The 15,718-nt window shown below is 66.0% G+C and carries 14 protein-coding genes; 5 read left to right on the forward strand and 9 right to left on the reverse strand.

Annotated elements, in window-relative coordinates; translation table 11 throughout:
• The first annotated feature begins 49 nt into the window (after positions 1-49).
• Genes Q0925_RS08055 through Q0925_RS08065 form a run of 3 tightly spaced genes read left to right on the forward strand, consistent with a single transcriptional unit; the run spans position 50 to position 3,770 of the window.
• On the forward strand, positions 50-2,452 hold the full coding sequence (locus Q0925_RS08055; RefSeq protein ID WP_299333867.1) for a DNA topoisomerase VI subunit B: 2,403 nt from the start codon (positions 50-52) through the stop codon (positions 2,450-2,452).
• Entirely contained in the window at positions 2,449-3,537 is a 1,089-nt protein-coding gene (locus Q0925_RS08060) for a DNA topoisomerase IV subunit A (protein WP_299333869.1), read from the forward strand. The genes Q0925_RS08055 and Q0925_RS08060 overlap by 4 nt, the downstream gene beginning before the upstream one ends.
• A gap of 2 nt (positions 3,538-3,539) precedes the next feature.
• Entirely contained in the window at positions 3,540-3,770 is a 231-nt protein-coding gene (locus tag Q0925_RS08065) for a hypothetical protein (protein WP_299333870.1), read from the forward strand.
• Between the two features lie 4 nt (positions 3,771-3,774).
• Here Q0925_RS08065 and ligA read toward each other — a convergent pair whose 3' ends face one another.
• Positions 3,775-5,457 (reverse strand): ATP-dependent DNA ligase LigA, encoded by a 1,683-nt coding sequence (gene ligA / locus Q0925_RS08070; RefSeq protein WP_299333871.1) that lies wholly within the window; start codon positions 5,455-5,457, stop codon positions 3,775-3,777.
• Positions 5,458-5,669: 212 nt separating this feature from the next.
• Between ligA and Q0925_RS08075 the strand changes: the two genes are divergently transcribed.
• Positions 5,670-7,214, forward strand: a complete 1,545-nt coding sequence (locus Q0925_RS08075) for a hypothetical protein (RefSeq protein ID WP_299333872.1) — start codon at positions 5,670-5,672, stop codon at positions 7,212-7,214.
• Between the two features lie 9 nt (positions 7,215-7,223).
• Here the strand turns inward: Q0925_RS08075 and psmB are convergent, their stop codons facing one another.
• Positions 7,224-7,955, reverse strand: coding sequence for an archaeal proteasome endopeptidase complex subunit beta (psmB, locus tag Q0925_RS08080; protein WP_299333873.1), 732 nt, complete (start codon positions 7,953-7,955; stop codon positions 7,224-7,226).
• Positions 7,956-8,003: 48 nt separating this feature from the next.
• Positions 8,004-8,171 carry a hypothetical protein gene (locus Q0925_RS08085; RefSeq protein ID WP_299333875.1) on the reverse strand — a complete coding sequence of 56 codons (168 nt, stop codon included), beginning with the start codon at positions 8,169-8,171 and terminating at the stop codon, positions 8,004-8,006.
• Positions 8,172-8,425: 254 nt separating this feature from the next.
• On the opposite strand from Q0925_RS08085, the gene Q0925_RS08090 reads away from it, so the two are divergent.
• The gene (locus Q0925_RS08090) at positions 8,426-8,863 is read left to right on the forward strand and encodes a DUF5799 family protein (protein WP_299333879.1); all 438 of its coding nucleotides are present in this window, start codon (positions 8,426-8,428) and stop codon (positions 8,861-8,863) included.
• 166 nt (positions 8,864-9,029) lie between these two features.
• Here the strand turns inward: Q0925_RS08090 and Q0925_RS08095 are convergent, their stop codons facing one another.
• From Q0925_RS08095 to ilvB, 6 genes are all read right to left on the reverse strand, one after another.
• Positions 9,030-10,016, reverse strand: a complete 987-nt coding sequence (locus tag Q0925_RS08095) for an isocitrate/isopropylmalate dehydrogenase family protein (protein ID WP_299333884.1) — start codon at positions 10,014-10,016, stop codon at positions 9,030-9,032.
• Positions 10,013-10,639 (reverse strand): 3-isopropylmalate dehydratase small subunit, encoded by a 627-nt coding sequence (locus tag Q0925_RS08100; protein WP_299333916.1) that lies wholly within the window; start codon positions 10,637-10,639, stop codon positions 10,013-10,015. Before Q0925_RS08100 ends, Q0925_RS08095 begins: the two co-directional genes overlap by 4 nt.
• Entirely contained in the window at positions 10,636-12,057 is a 1,422-nt protein-coding gene (leuC, locus tag Q0925_RS08105) for a 3-isopropylmalate dehydratase large subunit (RefSeq protein WP_299333919.1), read from the reverse strand. Before leuC ends, Q0925_RS08100 begins: the two co-directional genes overlap by 4 nt.
• Positions 12,058-12,179: 122 nt before the next feature.
• Positions 12,180-13,220: a ketol-acid reductoisomerase gene (gene ilvC, locus Q0925_RS08110; RefSeq protein WP_299333923.1), complete on the reverse strand. Its 1,041-nt coding sequence runs from the start codon at positions 13,218-13,220 to the stop codon at positions 12,180-12,182.
• A gap of 2 nt (positions 13,221-13,222) precedes the next feature.
• Entirely contained in the window at positions 13,223-13,813 is a 591-nt protein-coding gene (gene ilvN / locus Q0925_RS08115; RefSeq protein ID WP_299333926.1) for an acetolactate synthase small subunit, read from the reverse strand.
• Positions 13,810-15,573 (reverse strand): biosynthetic-type acetolactate synthase large subunit, encoded by a 1,764-nt coding sequence (gene ilvB / locus Q0925_RS08120; protein ID WP_299333929.1) that lies wholly within the window; start codon positions 15,571-15,573, stop codon positions 13,810-13,812. Before ilvB ends, ilvN begins: the two co-directional genes overlap by 4 nt.
• Positions 15,574-15,718 lie beyond the last annotated feature (145 nt).

The raw sequence follows: 15,718 nt of genomic DNA on the forward strand, positions 1-15,718 counted from the left end.
ACCACGCTGGCGGTGACCTTTTAAACGTCGTCCCGGTATGCCTCCACGGATGACATCGTTCCAGTCGACGCTCGGCGACGACGGGGGTATCGCCGAGGAGCTGGCCGAGAACCAGCGGGCCATCTCCATCGCCGAGTTCTTCGAGAAAAACAAACACATGCTTGGGTTCGACTCCGGGGCTCGTGGGCTGGTGACCGCGGTCAAGGAAGCGGTGGACAACGCCCTCGACGCCACGGAGGAGGCGGGCATCGCGCCCGACATCTACGTCGAAATCGCCGAGGCCGGGGACTACTACCGACTCGTCGTCGAGGACAACGGTCCGGGCATCACGAAAGAACAGATCCCTCGTGTGTTCGGGAAACTGTTGTACGGATCCCGGTTTCACGCCCGGGAGCAGAGTCGAGGGCAACAAGGAATCGGCATCTCCGCGGCCGTGCTCTACTCGCAACTCACCTCGGGTAAACCGGCGAAGACCACCAGCCGGACACGGGGGAGCGCCGACGCCCAGTACTTCGAACTCGTCGTCGACACGGACACCAACGAACCGGAGATCAGAAGCGAGCAGCCGACATCGTGGGACCGCCCCCACGGCACCCGAATCGAACTGGAGATGGAAGCGAACATGCGGGCGCGAACCCAACTCCACGACTACATCAAACACACGGCGGTGGTCAACCCCCACGCTCGCGTCGAACTCCGCGAACCCGGGCTCGACGAGCCTCTGAAGTTCGAACGCGGCACCGACAGACTGCCCGCCGAAACCGAGGAGATCCGCCCTCACCCCCACGGCGTCGAACTCGGGACGCTCCTGAAGATGTTGGAGGCCACGGAGTCGTATTCGGTGTCCGGCTTCCTGCAAAGCGAGTTCACCCGTGTCGGCACCAAGACGGCCACGAAGGTGTGTGACCGCTTCCGTGACCGCCACCACGGGCGCGAGATGGCGTGGAAAACGCCCGAACCCGGCGACGACGAGGGCGTCGAGGGTGAGGTGGTCGACGCCGTCGCCAACAAAAGCGCCGAGGCGACCGACTGGTTCGCCGCCCGCGTCGCGGGGACGGTCCGCGACCGGGAGCGACTCGCCCACTCGGATCTCGTCGAACTCGTCGGGAACCTCGCCGACGCTACCGAGGCGGAGTTTGACGAGACGTTCGGTGACACCGTCCGAGGGAACGCCGTCGACGCGGCGTGGGCCGAACTCACGCGGGCGGATCTACTCGTGCGCTCGCTGTACGAGCGAATCGACGACGCGACCAGCACCCGGAAAGACGACGCGACAAAACGGGGACTCGCCGAGCGTCTCGCAGACAAGTTCGCCGAGGCAGACGGCCACCGACACCGGGTGACCCGCGACGGCTTCACCGACTACGTCGACCGCTCGGCCGACCGTGTCGCGGAGGCGACCGACGCCGCGTTCGGCGACACCGCCCGCGAGAACGTCATCGAGACCTGTTGGTCGGTTATGCGAACCGTTCCGGACGACCTCCCGAAGGTGTCGGTGATCGCCGACGACCGCGACACCGCCTCCGAACTGCTTGAGGCGATGCGCGCGACCGACATCCTCGCGCCGCCGACGGACTGCCTCTCGCCCATCACCGCCGACCTCGTTGAGGCGGGCCTCCGAAAGGAGTTCGACGCCGACTTCTACGCCGCGGCCACCCGCGACGCCGAGGTCCACGGCGGTGACCCCTTCATCGTCGAGGCCGGCATCGCCTACGGCGGCGAGATGGACAGCGATGGCTCGGTCGACGTGATGCGCTTTGCCAACCGGGTCCCGCTGGTTTACCAGCGTGGGGCGTGTGCCATCACCGATGTCGTCAAGCGGATCGGCTGGCGAAACTACGGGTTGGACCAGCCGGGCGGGAGCGGCCTTCCATCCGGCCCGGCCGTGGTGATGGTCCACGTCGCGTCGACGAACGTCCCGTTCACCAGCGAGTCGAAGGATGCGGTGGCAAACGTTCCGGCGATCGAAGACGAGGTCGAACTCGCTATCCGCGAGGCGGCCCGCGAACTGAAATCATACCTGAACCGCCGCCAATCCTTGGAGAAGCGCCGCCGCAAGCAGGACGTTCTCGGTCGGATCCTCCCCGAGATGGCCGACAAACTCGCCGCGGTCACCGGGCACGAGCGACCGAACATCGACGGGGCCTTGGGGCGGATCATGAACAACGTGCTCGTCGAACGGACCGTTGAGGACGGCACGGTGACACTCGCCGTCCGAAACCACTCCGAACGCAAGGAAACCCTCGACGTGACCGACATCGTCACCGCGGAGCCGACGGCTGTACACAACGGCGCGTCCGTCGTCGACCTCGACGACGAGTGGTTCGTACAGTGGTCCCCGTCGGTGTCGGCGGGCGAGACGGCGACGCTCACCTACGAGGTGAGCGAGGAGGCGACCTTCGACATCGATGTCGAGGGCGTTGAGAACGAGAAACTCACGGTGGACACATGAGCTCACAGGACGACCGCGCACGACAACAGTTGATCGACCTCGCGGCGGAGTTTTACGACCAGTTCGACCGCGGGAAGGTCCCCGAGATGACCCTCCCGACTCGGACCAAAAGCAACATCGAGTATGACGAGGAAAGCGGCGTGTGGGTGTACGGCGACCGCACGTCGACGCGGTCGGCCAACTCGGTGCGCGGGGCACGAAAGCTTCTGAAGGCGACCTACACCATCGAGTTTCTCGCCCGCCAACTGGAGGAGGGCCGTTCTTCGACGTTGCGGGAACTCTACTACCTCTCTGAGTCGTGGGACTCCGACGAGGCCGCGTTCTCGGACCAGGACGAGTCCAACCAGTTGATCGAGGACCTCGAAATCGTCTCCGAGGTGACCCGCGAGGACTTCCATATGCGCCCCGAGGAGTCGGGGGCGACGCTGATGGGGCCCTTGGAGTTGCGCGAACAGACCCGGCGGGGCGAGCGCGAAATCCATTGCCAGAAGGATGTCGGCGAGGGCGGCTACCAGATTCCGAACAACCCGGACAGCATCGACTTTCTCGATCACGACATCGAGTTCATCCTTTGTGTTGAAACCGGTGGGATGCGAGACCGTCTCGTCGAGAACGGCTTCGACACGGACCACAACGCCCTGATCGTCCACCTGAAAGGCCAACCCGCGCGGGCGACTCGGCGGATCACCAAACGCCTCCACGACGAACTCGACGCGCCGGTCGTGGTGTTCACCGACGGCGACCCGTGGTCCTACCGGATCTACGGCTCCGTCGCCTACGGGTCGATCAAGAGTGCCCACCTCTCTGAGTATCTCGCCACCCCCGAGGCCGACTTCATCGGCATCCAACCCGAGGACATCGTCGAGTACGACCTCCCGACCGATCCGCTCGCGGACTCCGACGTGAACGCCCTCGAGTCGGAACTGGACGACCCGCGGTTCATGACCGACTACTGGCAGGAACAGATCGAACTCCAACTCGACATCGGCAAAAAGGCCGAGCAGCAGGCGCTCGCGTCGCGTGGTCTCGATTTCGTCACCGACGAATACCTCCCCGAGCGGCTCGGCGAGATGGGCGTCATCTGACCGTGTCCGATCCCGACTCGCGGTGGAGCGTTCTCGCGTTCGCCGGGGTCTGTGGGCTCTGCTGTGTCGGGTTCGGGTCGCTCGCGCTCGGCGGTGTGGCCGCCGGGAGCGTTGCCGGTGTCACCGTTGCCGACGGCGCGATCAGGAGCCTTCGGGGACTGGTCGTAACGGTTCTCGCGACGCTACTTCCGCTGATCGTCGTCGGCCTCGCCGTTCGATACCGGCGGTCGTAGGTCGTCACGCGCCGGTTCCATCGTTGTCGTCATCCCCGACCAACCGCTCCACCCGACCCAACGAATCCGCGTCCCGTGGGGATTTGTCCTCCCGGACGGTGATAAACCGGGGAAATCGAAGCGCATAGCCCGATTCGTAGGTCGGCGACCGCTGGATCTCCTCGTACCCGACCTCGAGGACCACCTCGGGGTCGATCTCCACGTCGGACCCCTCCTCGCTGCTGATCAACGGGTCGAACCGCTCGGTCAACTCGGCCAGTCGCTCGTCGGTGATCCCCGTCGCCACCTTGCCGATGGTGGCGAACGCGTCGCCGCCGTCGTCGACCCGGGCAGACAACAGGAAACTCCCGAGGTGGTTCGCCCGCCGCCCCTCGCCCCATTCGGCCCCCGTCACCACGAGGTCGAGCGTCTCGACGTCGGGCTTTCGTTTCAGCCAGTTTTGCCCCCGATCGCCCGGCGTGTACGCCGATCCGGGGTTTTTGAGCATGATACCCTCGTGGCCGGCATCGAGAGCGGCGGCCTCGGCGGCCGCGATTTCCTCCGGATCGTCGGTGAGGGTGAGCGGCGAGACGCCAGTCCCGAGAATCGACGTGAGTCGGTCGCGACGGTCGAGCAAGGGATCGTCGAGAAGGTCCGTCCCATCGGTGTGCAGGCAGTCGAACGCCCGGAGTTCGACGGCAACCACCTCACGCATCCGTTCGATGTCGTGCTTGCGCCGGAAGCGCCGAAGCACCGCCTGGAAGGGGCGGGGATCGCCGTCGTCGTCGACGGCAATCACCTCCCCGTCGATGATCGCGGGCACGTCGACCTCGCGGTCGACGAACTCGACCACCTCCGGGAGCGCGTCGGTGACCGACTCCATGTTCCGCGAGAACACCGCCGTCTCCCCGTCGGGGTCGTGGTGGACCTGTACCCGTGCGCCATCGAACTTTGTTTCGACGGCGACCGTTCCCCACGACTCGACGGCCGCGGCGGCGGTCCCCGTCTGGGCCAGCATCGCCCCGACCGGCCGGCCGAGCGTCAGTGTCACGTCGTTGAGCCCGGCGGTTCCCTCGTTGCGGGCGCGGGCCGCCACCGCGCCGTGGTCGTTGGTCACCTGTAGCGCCCGCTCGACGGTCCCCACCGGTACGTCGAACGCCTCGGCAACGGCGTCGCGGACGGTCCCTTCGCCGACCCCGATCCGCATCTCGTCGAGGACGATCCGGGCCAGATACCGCGCGCCGACGGGGTCGGCCCGGGTGAACAGGCCGAACAGTTCCTCGATCTTGCGGTCCCGACTCCCCGCGCCGTCGGCGTTGGCCACCGCCCGAAGACGCTCGTTCACCTCGGCAACGGTGAGAGAGTCGGTCCCGTCGTCGCCGAAGGCGGCGAGGCCGCGTTGTCCGCCAAGGTCGAGCGATTCCGCGACGGCCCCGATCTCCCCTGCCTCGGCCAACCGGTCGGCCACGTCGTCGTCGGTGACGTTCGGCCCGGCGGCGCGGGCGAGCGCCTCGTGACAGAGCTGTGGTCCCACATCCAGCGTCGTCGGGTCCCACGCGGGGACGATTCGTCCAAGCAGGAATCGAACGACAACGGGGAGTTCGTCGTCGGCGTCGACGAGCAACGCAGCGACGAGGGAGGTGATCTCGAGGTCGGCCGTCTCCTGCTCGACGTCCGCAACGCGCTCTGCGAACTCCGAAAACTCCATACCGACCGCTCGTGTCGGCGGTTCCTGAGCGTGTCGGTCGCCGTCGCGGGGAGAACCCACGGAGCGCCGGTGAGGGTGTCCACGCCCGACCCGATACCCGACGGCCCGGACGCTCCGACGCCCGATGGCACCGCCGACGGGGTGTGAGCCGTGAGGGTATCTCCCACTCCCGGAACACGGGTTTCAAGACGGTGTATCGTACAGAGGTGGGTATGAACGGCGAGCTGGCGTCGCGTGTCCGGGACGCACTCGGCGTGAGCGTCTCCGAGTTCGACGCGCAGGCACGGGCCGACGCCGAGGTGGTCAAATCCGAACTCAGGGACGGCACGTTCGACAACTACAGATCGATCATCGGACTGGAGTACGAGTTCTACGCGGTCGCCGACGGCCGGTGGCGGCGCGAAACCGGCGACGACAGCGGCGCGGAACTCGTCCGTGTCCCCCGCCGGCTTCTCGAACTCATCCGGTTCGAAAAGGAACTCGGACTCCACAACGCCGAGCTGACCACCAGTCCACAGCCGCTGAACGCAGAGGGACTCCGGGCACAGGCCGCGGGCGTCCGCTCTCACCTCGAATCGGCGCTCCAGACGACCCGTATCGAGGGGATGCGTCTCGTCAGCGACGGGCTCTGGACGATCCCACCGTCGGGCGAGACGGCGCATGGCTACCTCACCGACAGCATCTCCGACGAGGGGATGCGGATCGCCACGAACATGACCGACGCCGTGCGGTACCACGCCATGGCCAACGGGTCGAACGCCCCGAGACCGTTCAGCCTTGACGCGCCACACGTCGGTCTCGAAGCCGACACCGTGATGCCCGAGAGCCTCATCACCTCGATCCAACCCCACTATCAGGTGCCACACGCCTCCGACCTCCCCACCTACCACAACTACGCGCTGCGGATCGCCGGGCCGTTGCTCGCGCTCGCGGTCAACTCGCCGTTCTTTCCCCCGGACCTCTACGACGAGGGTGCCGATCCGACGGCCGTTGTCGACGACGCGTGGGCAGAGAACCGAATCTTCGTCTTCGAATCGGTGCTCAACGCCGACGAGTCGGCGAAGGTGCGGTTCCCCGACGACCTCGACACCGTCGAGGAGGCGGTTGACCGCGTCGCCAACGACCCGACGGTCGTGCCGATGCCGGTCGACCGTGGCGACCGCTTCGACGACAGGTTTGCCACGCTCCGGCGCAAGCACGGCACCTTCTGGCGGTGGGTGCGTCCGGTGTTTGGCGGGGCCACCCGTTCCTCGGCGAACGCCCGAATCGAGTTCCGCCCCATCGCCGCACAACCGACCGTCCGCGACTCGGTGGCGTTTATGGCGACGTTTGCCGGGCTGATGGAGAGCCTCCCACGACACGAACACCCGGTCATCGGACAGGACTGGTCGATTGCGAGAAAGAACTTCTACGCCGCGGCCCGCCGTGGACTCGGGGCCGAACAACGCTGGATCACCAACGACGGTCAGGAGACGACAAACACCGAACGGCTCTACGACGATCTGCTCTCCTACGCCGTTGAGGGACTCCGGAGTGCCGGGTGTACGATGGAGACGGCGGAACAATACGTCGCGCCGCTCCGTGCACGCGTCGCGTCGGGGACCACGCCGGCCGACTGGAAACGATCATACGTCCGCGCTCGCGTCAGGGACGGCGACCCGCTGTCGGCGGCGATTCCGGCGATGCAACGGGCGTACGTCGACGAACAGACCGACACGCTGCTTGACGGTGCGTTCACCGACTGGTCGGGAAACTGAACCGCGGGGTTACAGGAGGTCCTCGAAGTCCTTGTGGTTCGTGATCTCGACGCCCTCGTCGGTGACGATGGCCACGTTGATCCCGTTGCCGGAGGCCAGGTCACGCTCGACGGCGCTCTGGACGGCGTGGGCGGCAACCGAGCGGGCCTCCTCGATGGAAAGCGCCGACTCGTACTCCTGTTCGAGAACACCGAGCGCGTACTGACTCCCGGACCCGGAGACGGCGTACTCCTCTTCCATCATGCCACCGAGGGGGTCGAGGCTGTAGAGGTGCGCGCCCTCCTCGTCGACACCGCCGAGCAGGGGTGAAACGATGAAAAACCCGCCGGAGCGCAGAAAGTTGCTCGTGAGCGTCGACAACGCTTCCATGCTCATATCCTTGCCACGACGGGTCTCGTAGAGGCTGGTTTCGGACTTGAGCGCGCGGATGAGCGACTGTGCGGCCGACACCGACCCGGCGATGGTGAGGGCGGCGGTCGGGTGGATCTCTTCGACCTTCTGGACGTCCTTGCTTGAAACCATCCGCCCGGCACTGGCGCGCATATCCGTCGCCATCACGACGCCCTCCTCGGTCGCGAGGCCGACGGTCGTGGTTCCGGTTTTCATCTCCTCGCCCTCCGCACCGGTGAGGTGTTCGTCGGTGTCGGTGAACTCACCGATCTCCGGCCCGAACACCGGCTGTTCGTTGCCGTTGAGGTGGTCCTGCGTCCGCGAAAAGTCCTGATTCGTGGGGGTACGCATCACTCGCCCTTATAGAGGGGCGGTGATAAATGCAACCCTTCCCGACCGTCACGCGGCGTTCTCGTAGGCATGACCGGCCGCCGTCACGGCCTTGCCCAACGGGAGCGTGATGCCGAAACGGCGGGTCAACATCGCAACCGGCATCAGTGCGATGCCGAGAACGAGGGTCAACTGGTAGAGTACGAACGCAACGGCGCGGGACGGTGAGTTGAACATCTACGTAGTCTTTCTGCCGGGAGTCGGGATACATATCCTTTCCCCCTCCTCGGCAGGGCCGATCCCGACGCGGTCCCTCGATTCGCTCCGCAGGCCGCGCATGGTCGCCGCCGACAGCCGACCGATCCAGTTCGGTCGATACTGGGCGTGGCGTACGCCCGGCATACCCATAACTTACGACGAGGATCGACAGGGCGTACGCGCCGGCGTCGGTGTGGGAAACGCTGATACGTTGCCTTTCCGTATACGTTCTCATGTCGGACTGGACCGACAGGATCGTCAGCGACCGGATGGCCGTCGACCGGGAGTTCAGCGATCGGGTCCGCGCTTCCGCGTTCAACAATCAGGAGTGGGGACTGATCATGACTGCCGTCGAGTTCGAGATCGAACACCCGGACGACCCGGATCGCGCACGGCTCGTCCCCGACACCGAGAACCTCCCGCAGATGGTCCCCGAACTGGAGAAGGTACAGGGTGGGATGGGTCCCGGCGGCCCGACCGGTGGCGGTGACCACGCCGGCAGCGGCGGTGTCTTCGACGCCATTAGAGGTGTTCTGGGCCTGAGCGGTGACGACGACGCCGAGCGACTCAACGATGCCGAGCGACTGGTCGGCGAATACGCCGACGCGTTACAGCAACATCTCGAGGACAGCGGCAAGTGGGACGATGTTCGCGACGAGTACGGGGAATAGACCTCGTCGCCGTTGTAGAACGGTGTCGACTCCTCAACCCCGTGGATATCGATCGGTTCTGTAACGCCCTCACCGTACGCCTCGTTTTCCCGGCCCAAGCCATCGAGGCGTCGATCCTCTTCTCGTTTAGGAGAGCGTAACGTGTGGCGTACGACTCGGAGCGGTCTTACGTTTCAGGCAGGCGTTCGATCACCGCGTCGGCGAACGCCTCGGTGTTCGCCGAGCCGCCGAGATCCGGGGTCCGTGGACCTGCGGCGAGCGTCGACTCGACGGCCGCCCGTACGTCCGCGGCCGCGCCGTCGTGATCGAGAAACTCGAGCAGCATCGCTCCCGAGAGGATCGCCGCCGTCGGGTTCGCGACGCCTTCGCCCGCGATGTCCGGCGCACAGCCGTGGACCGGTTCGAAGATCCCCCGCTCGGAGCCGACGTTCGCGCTCGGAAGCAACCCGAGTCCCCCGACCAGTCCCGCCGCCAGATCGGAGAGCATGTCGCCGGCCAAGTTGGGACAGACGATCACGTCGTACTCGGCGGGGTTCAACCCGAGTTCCGTCGCCATCGCGTCCATGTACTGGGTGTCGATATCGACACCGTGGGCCGCCGCCACGTCGGCGACGCTGTCGACGAACAGACCGTCCGTGACCCGCATCACGTTGTTTTTGTGTGCGACGGTGAACCCGTCGTGGCCGTTCGCGTCGACGTAGTCGCAGGCGAACTCCCCGAGTCGCCGCGAGGCGCTCCGGGTCACCAGCCGTGTCAGCGTGGATACGCCCTCGGAAAGACGGTTCTCGATCCCGGCGTAGACACCCTCGGTGTTTTCGCGTAGGATCACGAGATCCGTCTCCGGTCGGAGGGCGTCGACCCCCGGATACGTCCGTGCCGGGCGTACGTTGACAAAGGAGTCGACCGCGTCCCGGAGCGGGAGAATCACGTCCGCAGAGGTTTCGCCCGTCGCGCCGAACAGCGTCGCATCCGCGTCCACGACCGCCTCCACCGTCTCCTCGGGGAGTGGCTCGCCGGTCCGCTCCGCGACGGCGTCGCCGGCCTCCACGTGGACGAACTCGAGGTCGACAACGGCGTCGAGCACCCTGAGGGTTGCAGGAACGACCTCGTGGCCGATTCCGTCCCCCGGGATCACCGCGACGGTCTCGGTCATCGGGACTCGACGTACGGCAGGTCCGTCGCCGTCCCGTCGATGGCGTCCATGTTCGACCGGAGCAACGCAACGGTGTCCCAGATGCCCTGCACGAGTGCGCCGTGCATCGCCTCGTCGATGCTGACGTCGACGGTTTCGTTGCCGTAGGTGACCTGTTTGTCGACCACGTCGAGTTCGATCCCTGCTTCGGGGGTCGCCTCGATAACGTCCTGTAGCTCCGCGACCGTCTCGGGGTCGGCCGTCGCGGCTGGGATACCCAGTGACTTGCAGTTGTCGGCAAATATCTCTGCGAAGGACTCGCCGACGATGGCCTCGACACCCCACCGGGCCAGCGCCCGTGGGGCGTGTTCCCGTGAGGAGCCACAGCCGAAGTTGTCGTTGACGACGAGAACGTTCGCGCCCTTGTACTCGTTGAACGGGTGGTCGTTGAGTTCGCCGTCATCGTCGCGGCGGGCGTCGTAGAAGGCGTACTCGTCCATCCCTTCCCAGGTCGTCGTCTTGAGAAAGCGGGCGGGAATGATCTGATCGGTGTCGATGTCGTCGCCCCGGATCGGGACGCCCGTCCCGGCGACACGACGGACCTTCATCTCCTCGACGCCGTCATCGTCCGTGGCGTCGCTCATGTGTCCACCTCGGCGAGGTCGCGCACGTCTGTCACCTCGCCCTCCACGGCGGCGGCGGCGACCATCGCCGGACTCATCAGCACGGTTCGCCCGTCCTTGCTCCCCTGCCGACCCACGTAGTTGCGGTTCGACGAGGATGCACACCGCTCGTCGCCCTCGAGCGAGTCGTCGTTCATGGCCAGACACATCGAACAGCCTGCCTCACGCCAGTCGAAGCCGGCGGCACGAAACACGTCGTCGACCCCTTCGGCTTCGAGTGTCGACTTCACCGTTTGCGAACCCGGGACCGCTAGCGCGCGCACGTCCGGGTGGACCTCGCGACCCGCCAAGACGGCCGCGGCCTCCCGGAAGTCGCTCGTCCGGCCGTTGGTACAGGTGCCCAGAAAGGCCACGTCGATGTCGTAGCCCGCCATCGACTCGCCGGGTTCGACGCCCGTGTGTGCTTGTGCGGTCCGGGCGGCCTCGCGTTCGCCCTCGGGGAGGTTCTCGGGGGCCGGAACCGGATCGGAGACACCGACTGCCTGCCCGGGGGTTGTTCCCCACGTGACCATCGGCTCCAAGCCGTCGACGTCCAACCGAACGACATCGTCGTAGTCGGCGTCATCGTCGCTGGCGACGGCCTCCCAGTACGCCTTGCGCTCCTCGAAGGCGTCGCCCTCGGGGACGAACTCGCGGCCCCGGAGGAACTCGTAGGTCGTCTCGTCGGGGTTGATGTACCCCGCGCGGGCCCCGCCCTCGATGGACATGTTACACACCGCGAGCCGTTCCTCCATCGAAAGATCTCGGACCGCCTCGCCGCCGTACTCGTAGACGTAGCCGACGCCGCCGTCGACGCCGAGTTCGGCGATGATCTTCAGAATGAGATCCTTCGAGTGGACACCCGGGCCGAGCGTCCCGTCGACCTCGATCTGACGGACCGCGGCCTTGTCGGCGGCGACACACTGCGAGGCCAACACGTCCCGGACCTGACTCGTCCCGATGCCGAAGGCGATAGAGCCGAACGCACCGTGGGTGGCGGTGTGGGAATCGCCACACACGACGGTCATCCCCGGTTGCGTGAGACCGAGTTCCGGCGCGACGACGTGGGTGATACCCTGCTTGTCGGAGTCCAACCCGTAGAACTGGATGTCGGACTCGGCGGTGTTTCGTTCCAGCGCGGTGAGCATCCCCTCTGCGGAGCCATCCGCCAGCGGCCGCTCCCGACCCTCGGGGCGCGTCGGAACGATGTGGTCGACCGTCGCGACGTTGCGCTCGGGGTACGGCACCTCGATGCCCCGTTCGCGCAGTTCCGAGAACGGCTGCGGGCTGGTTACCTCGTGGATGAGGTGAAGACCGATAAACAGTTGATCCTGCCCGTTCGGCAGGTCAGCCACCTTGTGACGGTCCCACACCTTATCATACAGCGTGCCCTCACTCATCGGTTGACTCTCGTACGGGCGAGGCGTCTCGGTCCCGCGCCCAGATGTCGCTTGTCCCCTCCCGGTCCGGGGACGTGCGTGAGACGCCGTCGCGTCCAGCGCCACCGGCCACGTCGGTCCGCTCAGTCATCCGCCGGTGCCTCTGCTTCCCCGGCGTTCTCTTTTTCGGCCCACGAGAACAACGCCCGCAACCGCTCGCCGACCTCCTCGATGTCGTGGTTCCGGTCGGCGCGGTGGAGTTGCGTATAGGACGGGCGGCCGGCCTGATTCTCCGCGATCCACTCCCGGGCGAACTCGCCGTTCTGGACCTGTTCCAGCGCCTCGTCCATATTCTCGCGGACACCCTCGTCGACGATTTCGGGACCGACCGCGAGACCGCCGTACTCGGCGGTGTCGGAGACCGAGTTCCACATCTCGGCCATCCCGCCCTCGTACATCAGGTCGACGATCAGTTTCATCTCGTTGAGACATTCGAAGTACGCCATCTCCTCGCTGTAGCCGGCGTCAACGAGCGTCTCGTACCCCTTCTTGATGAGTTCCGTAATGCCGCCACAGAGGACGGCCTGTTCGCCAAAGAGGTCCGTCTCGACCTCCTCTTTGAACGTCGTCTCGACGACGCCGGCGCGGGTACAGCCGATGGCTTGGGCGTACGCGAGGGCCTCCTGTTTCGCGCTCCCCGTCGTGTTCTGGGACACCGCGAGCAACGCCGGCGTCCCCGTGTCCTCGACGTAGTTGCGCCGCAGGAGGTGCCCCGGCGTTTTCGGGGCGATCATCGTTACGTCGACGCCCTCCGGGGGCTGGATCTGGTTGTAGTGGACGTTGAACCCGTGGGCGAACTGGAGGGTGTTGCCCTCCTCCACCCCGTCGCTGATGGCCTCGAACACGGCTGGCTGGACCGTATCGGGGACCAACATCGAGACGATGTCGGCCTCCGCGGCCGCGTCGTCAGGTGTGGCCACACGCAGGCCGTCGTTCTCGGCTTGCGACCAGGAGTCCGAGTCCCGCCGTAGCCCGACGATCACGTCGATTCCGCTGTCGTTGAGGTTCTGTGCGTGGGCGTGACCCTGACTGCCGTAGCCGAGAACGGCTACGGTCTTGCCGCTGATTTCGTCGCTGTTTGCGTCGTCATCGTAGTATACCGGTGTGGTGAATTCGTCTGTCATGATTACGTAGTCTTCCGCGTGCCGCGTTCGAGCGCCGCCGTCCCGGTCCGGACGATTTCGTGGATACCGAACCGACCGAACGTCTCGATCGCGGCATCGATCTTCTGTTCGCTCCCCGTGATCTCGACCGTCACCGACTCCTGAGAGACGTCGACGGTCTTGCCCTCGTACATCTCCGCGACCGCACCGACCTGATCGGGTTTGGAGCCGTCAACCTTGATCAAGGCGAGTTCACGCTGGATCGCCGTCGGTTCGAGTTCCGTGACGGCGACCACGGGAACGAGCTTCTGGAGCTGTTTTTTGGCCTGCTCGATGCCCGGCTCGGGCTCCTCGATTTCGAGCGTCATCCGTGCCCGATCGGGATCGGTGGTCGGCCCGACGGTGAGGCTCTCGATGTTGAACTGGCGTCGTCGAAAAAGCCCGGAGATGTTCGCCAACACGCCCGGTTCGTGTTTCACGAGCGCCGACAGAACGGCCCGTCTTGCCTCCGGTTCTGCCTCCACCTCCGGATCGATCCGGATCCCTTGGGAGTTGCGCCGTCCCTCGGGGGCCGGACGGTCCTCCGGTTCGGGGCCGTCGAGGCCGCTGCTCATAGCTGGTCCTCCGAGAGCGCGAACTTGTCGTTTGCCCCGCCGCTCGGCACCATCGGGTAGACGTTCTCCGCGGGATCGATGTGGAAGTCGACGACCGACGGCCCGTCGTAGGCGAGTGCCTCCTCGACGGCGTCTGCCACCTCGTCGTAATCGTCGACGCGCCACCCGCGTGCGCCGAACGCCTCGGCGAGTTTATCGAACTCGGGGATCCAACTGTAGCCGGCGGCCATATGCCGACCCTCGAAAAAGGCGTCCTGCCACTGGCGGACCATCCCGATGTACTCGTTGTTGAGGATGGCGACGGTGATGTCGAGGTCCTCACGGACGGCCACGGAGAGTTCCTGAACCGTCATCAGGAAGGAGCCGTCGCCGTCGATACAGACGACCTCCTCGCCGTCGTCGGCCGCCATCTTCGCCCCGATGGCCGCGGGGAGGCCATAGCCCATCGTCCCGAGGCCGTGCGAGGAGACCCACTTCCGTGGCTCGCGGAACGTCCAGTACTGCGACGCCCACATCTGGTGTTGGCCAACGCCCGACGTGACGATGGCCCCGTCGCTCGTGGCCTCGTCGAGTGCCTCGACGACGAACTGCGGTTTGAGCGGTTCGTCCTCCGGGGCGGCGTAGTCCATCGGATACTCCTCCTGCCAGGTCAGACACTGCTCGCGCCACTCGTCGGCGTCGGGCGCGGTCGTCATCGATCCGTCCAACTGTTCGAGAACGCGCCCCGCGTCGCCGATCAGCGGGTAGTCAGCGTGGATGTTCTTGTTGATCTCGGCGGGATCGATATCGATGTGGATCACCTCCGCTTCGGGGGCGAACGTCTCGATGCCGCCCGTGAGGCGGTCGTCGAACCGCGTGCCGACGCCGATCAACAGGTCCGCGTGGCTGATCGCCATGTTGGCGTAGCCGGTGCCGTGCATCCCCGCCCACGACAGGCAAAGGTCGTGGTCCTCGGGCATGGTGCCGATGCCGGGCATCGTCGTCACGACCGGAATACCGTATGAGGTGGCGAACTCGCGGGCCGTCTCGGCCGCGTTCGCCTTCACGATGCCGCCGCCGAACAACAACAACGGCTTGTCAGCGGACTGGATGGTGTGGGCGGCCTCCTCGACGCTTGCTGGGTCGGCCTCGTTCTGTGGCGTGTACGCCTCCGGCGTCTGTGCCATGCCCGGTTCGCGGTCCGTCTCGGCGCCGGTCACATCCTTCGGGAGGTCGACGAGGGTCGGTCCCGGCCGGCCGCTCCCCGCGAGCGCAACCGCCTCCCCGACGGTGTCGCCGGCGGTGTCGGCGTCGCTCGCGAAGTAGTTGTTCTTCGTGATGGGCGCGGTGATGCCCGTCGTGTCCGTCTCCTGGAAGGCATCGCTTCCGACCATGCTCTGGGGAACCTGCCCGGTCAGCGCCACGACGGCGTCGGAGTCCATGTTGGCGTCGGCGATGCCCGTCACGAGGTTGGTCGCGCCGGGACCCGAGGTGGCCAGGCAGACGCCCGGTTCTCCAGACACCACGTTGTAGGCGTCGGCGGCGTGGGCCGCCCCCTGTTCGTGAGCCATCATGATGTGGCTGATATTGGAGTCCCACAGGGCGTCGTACACCGGCATTATCGCGCCGCCTTGGACGCCGAACATCACCTCGATACCGGTGTTCTCCAAGGCGCGGACGACCGATGTCGCGCCGGACGACACCGTCGTCGGCGTCGGTTCGGTGCCGTCCTCGGTGTCTTCGGCCTCCGTCTCGGGCGGCTGGGTCGTTCGTTCGCTCATGCTGTACTCCGGTAACGATGTCTCGGTGGCTGTCGGTATGGGTTAGTCATTGCTGTGTAACTGTCTGGCTCCCTGTATGTCGTACGGTCGGGCCGGAGAACGTGATGGTGATGTGAGGGGCTATACAGCCCCTACAATAGGGCCG

The organism is Haloplanus sp. (genome assembly GCF_028275055.1).
GTDB lineage: Archaea > Halobacteriota > Halobacteria > Halobacteriales > Haloferacaceae > Haloplanus.

Coding starts and splice junctions, on each gene's coding strand:
- Q0925_RS08055 (WP_299333867.1), top strand. CDS start 50: ATGACATCGTTCCAGTCGACGCTCGGCGACGACGGGGGTATCGCCGAG.
- Q0925_RS08060 (WP_299333869.1), top strand. CDS start 2,449: ATGAGCTCACAGGACGACCGCGCACGACAACAGTTGATCGACCTCGCG.
- ligA (WP_299333871.1), bottom strand. CDS start 5,457: ATGGAGTTTTCGGAGTTCGCAGAGCGCGTTGCGGACGTCGAGCAGGAG.
- Q0925_RS08075 (WP_299333872.1), top strand. CDS start 5,670: ATGAACGGCGAGCTGGCGTCGCGTGTCCGGGACGCACTCGGCGTGAGC.
- psmB (WP_299333873.1), bottom strand. CDS start 7,955: ATGCGTACCCCCACGAATCAGGACTTTTCGCGGACGCAGGACCACCTC.
- Q0925_RS08085 (WP_299333875.1), bottom strand. CDS start 8,171: ATGTTCAACTCACCGTCCCGCGCCGTTGCGTTCGTACTCTACCAGTTG.
- Q0925_RS08090 (WP_299333879.1), top strand. CDS start 8,426: ATGTCGGACTGGACCGACAGGATCGTCAGCGACCGGATGGCCGTCGAC.
- Q0925_RS08095 (WP_299333884.1), bottom strand. CDS start 10,016: ATGACCGAGACCGTCGCGGTGATCCCGGGGGACGGAATCGGCCACGAG.
- Q0925_RS08100 (WP_299333916.1), bottom strand. CDS start 10,639: ATGAGCGACGCCACGGACGATGACGGCGTCGAGGAGATGAAGGTCCGT.
- leuC (WP_299333919.1), bottom strand. CDS start 12,057: ATGAGTGAGGGCACGCTGTATGATAAGGTGTGGGACCGTCACAAGGTG.
- ilvC (WP_299333923.1), bottom strand. CDS start 13,220: ATGACAGACGAATTCACCACACCGGTATACTACGATGACGACGCAAAC.
- ilvN (WP_299333926.1), bottom strand. CDS start 13,813: ATGAGCAGCGGCCTCGACGGCCCCGAACCGGAGGACCGTCCGGCCCCC.
- ilvB (WP_299333929.1), bottom strand. CDS start 15,573: ATGAGCGAACGAACGACCCAGCCGCCCGAGACGGAGGCCGAAGACACC.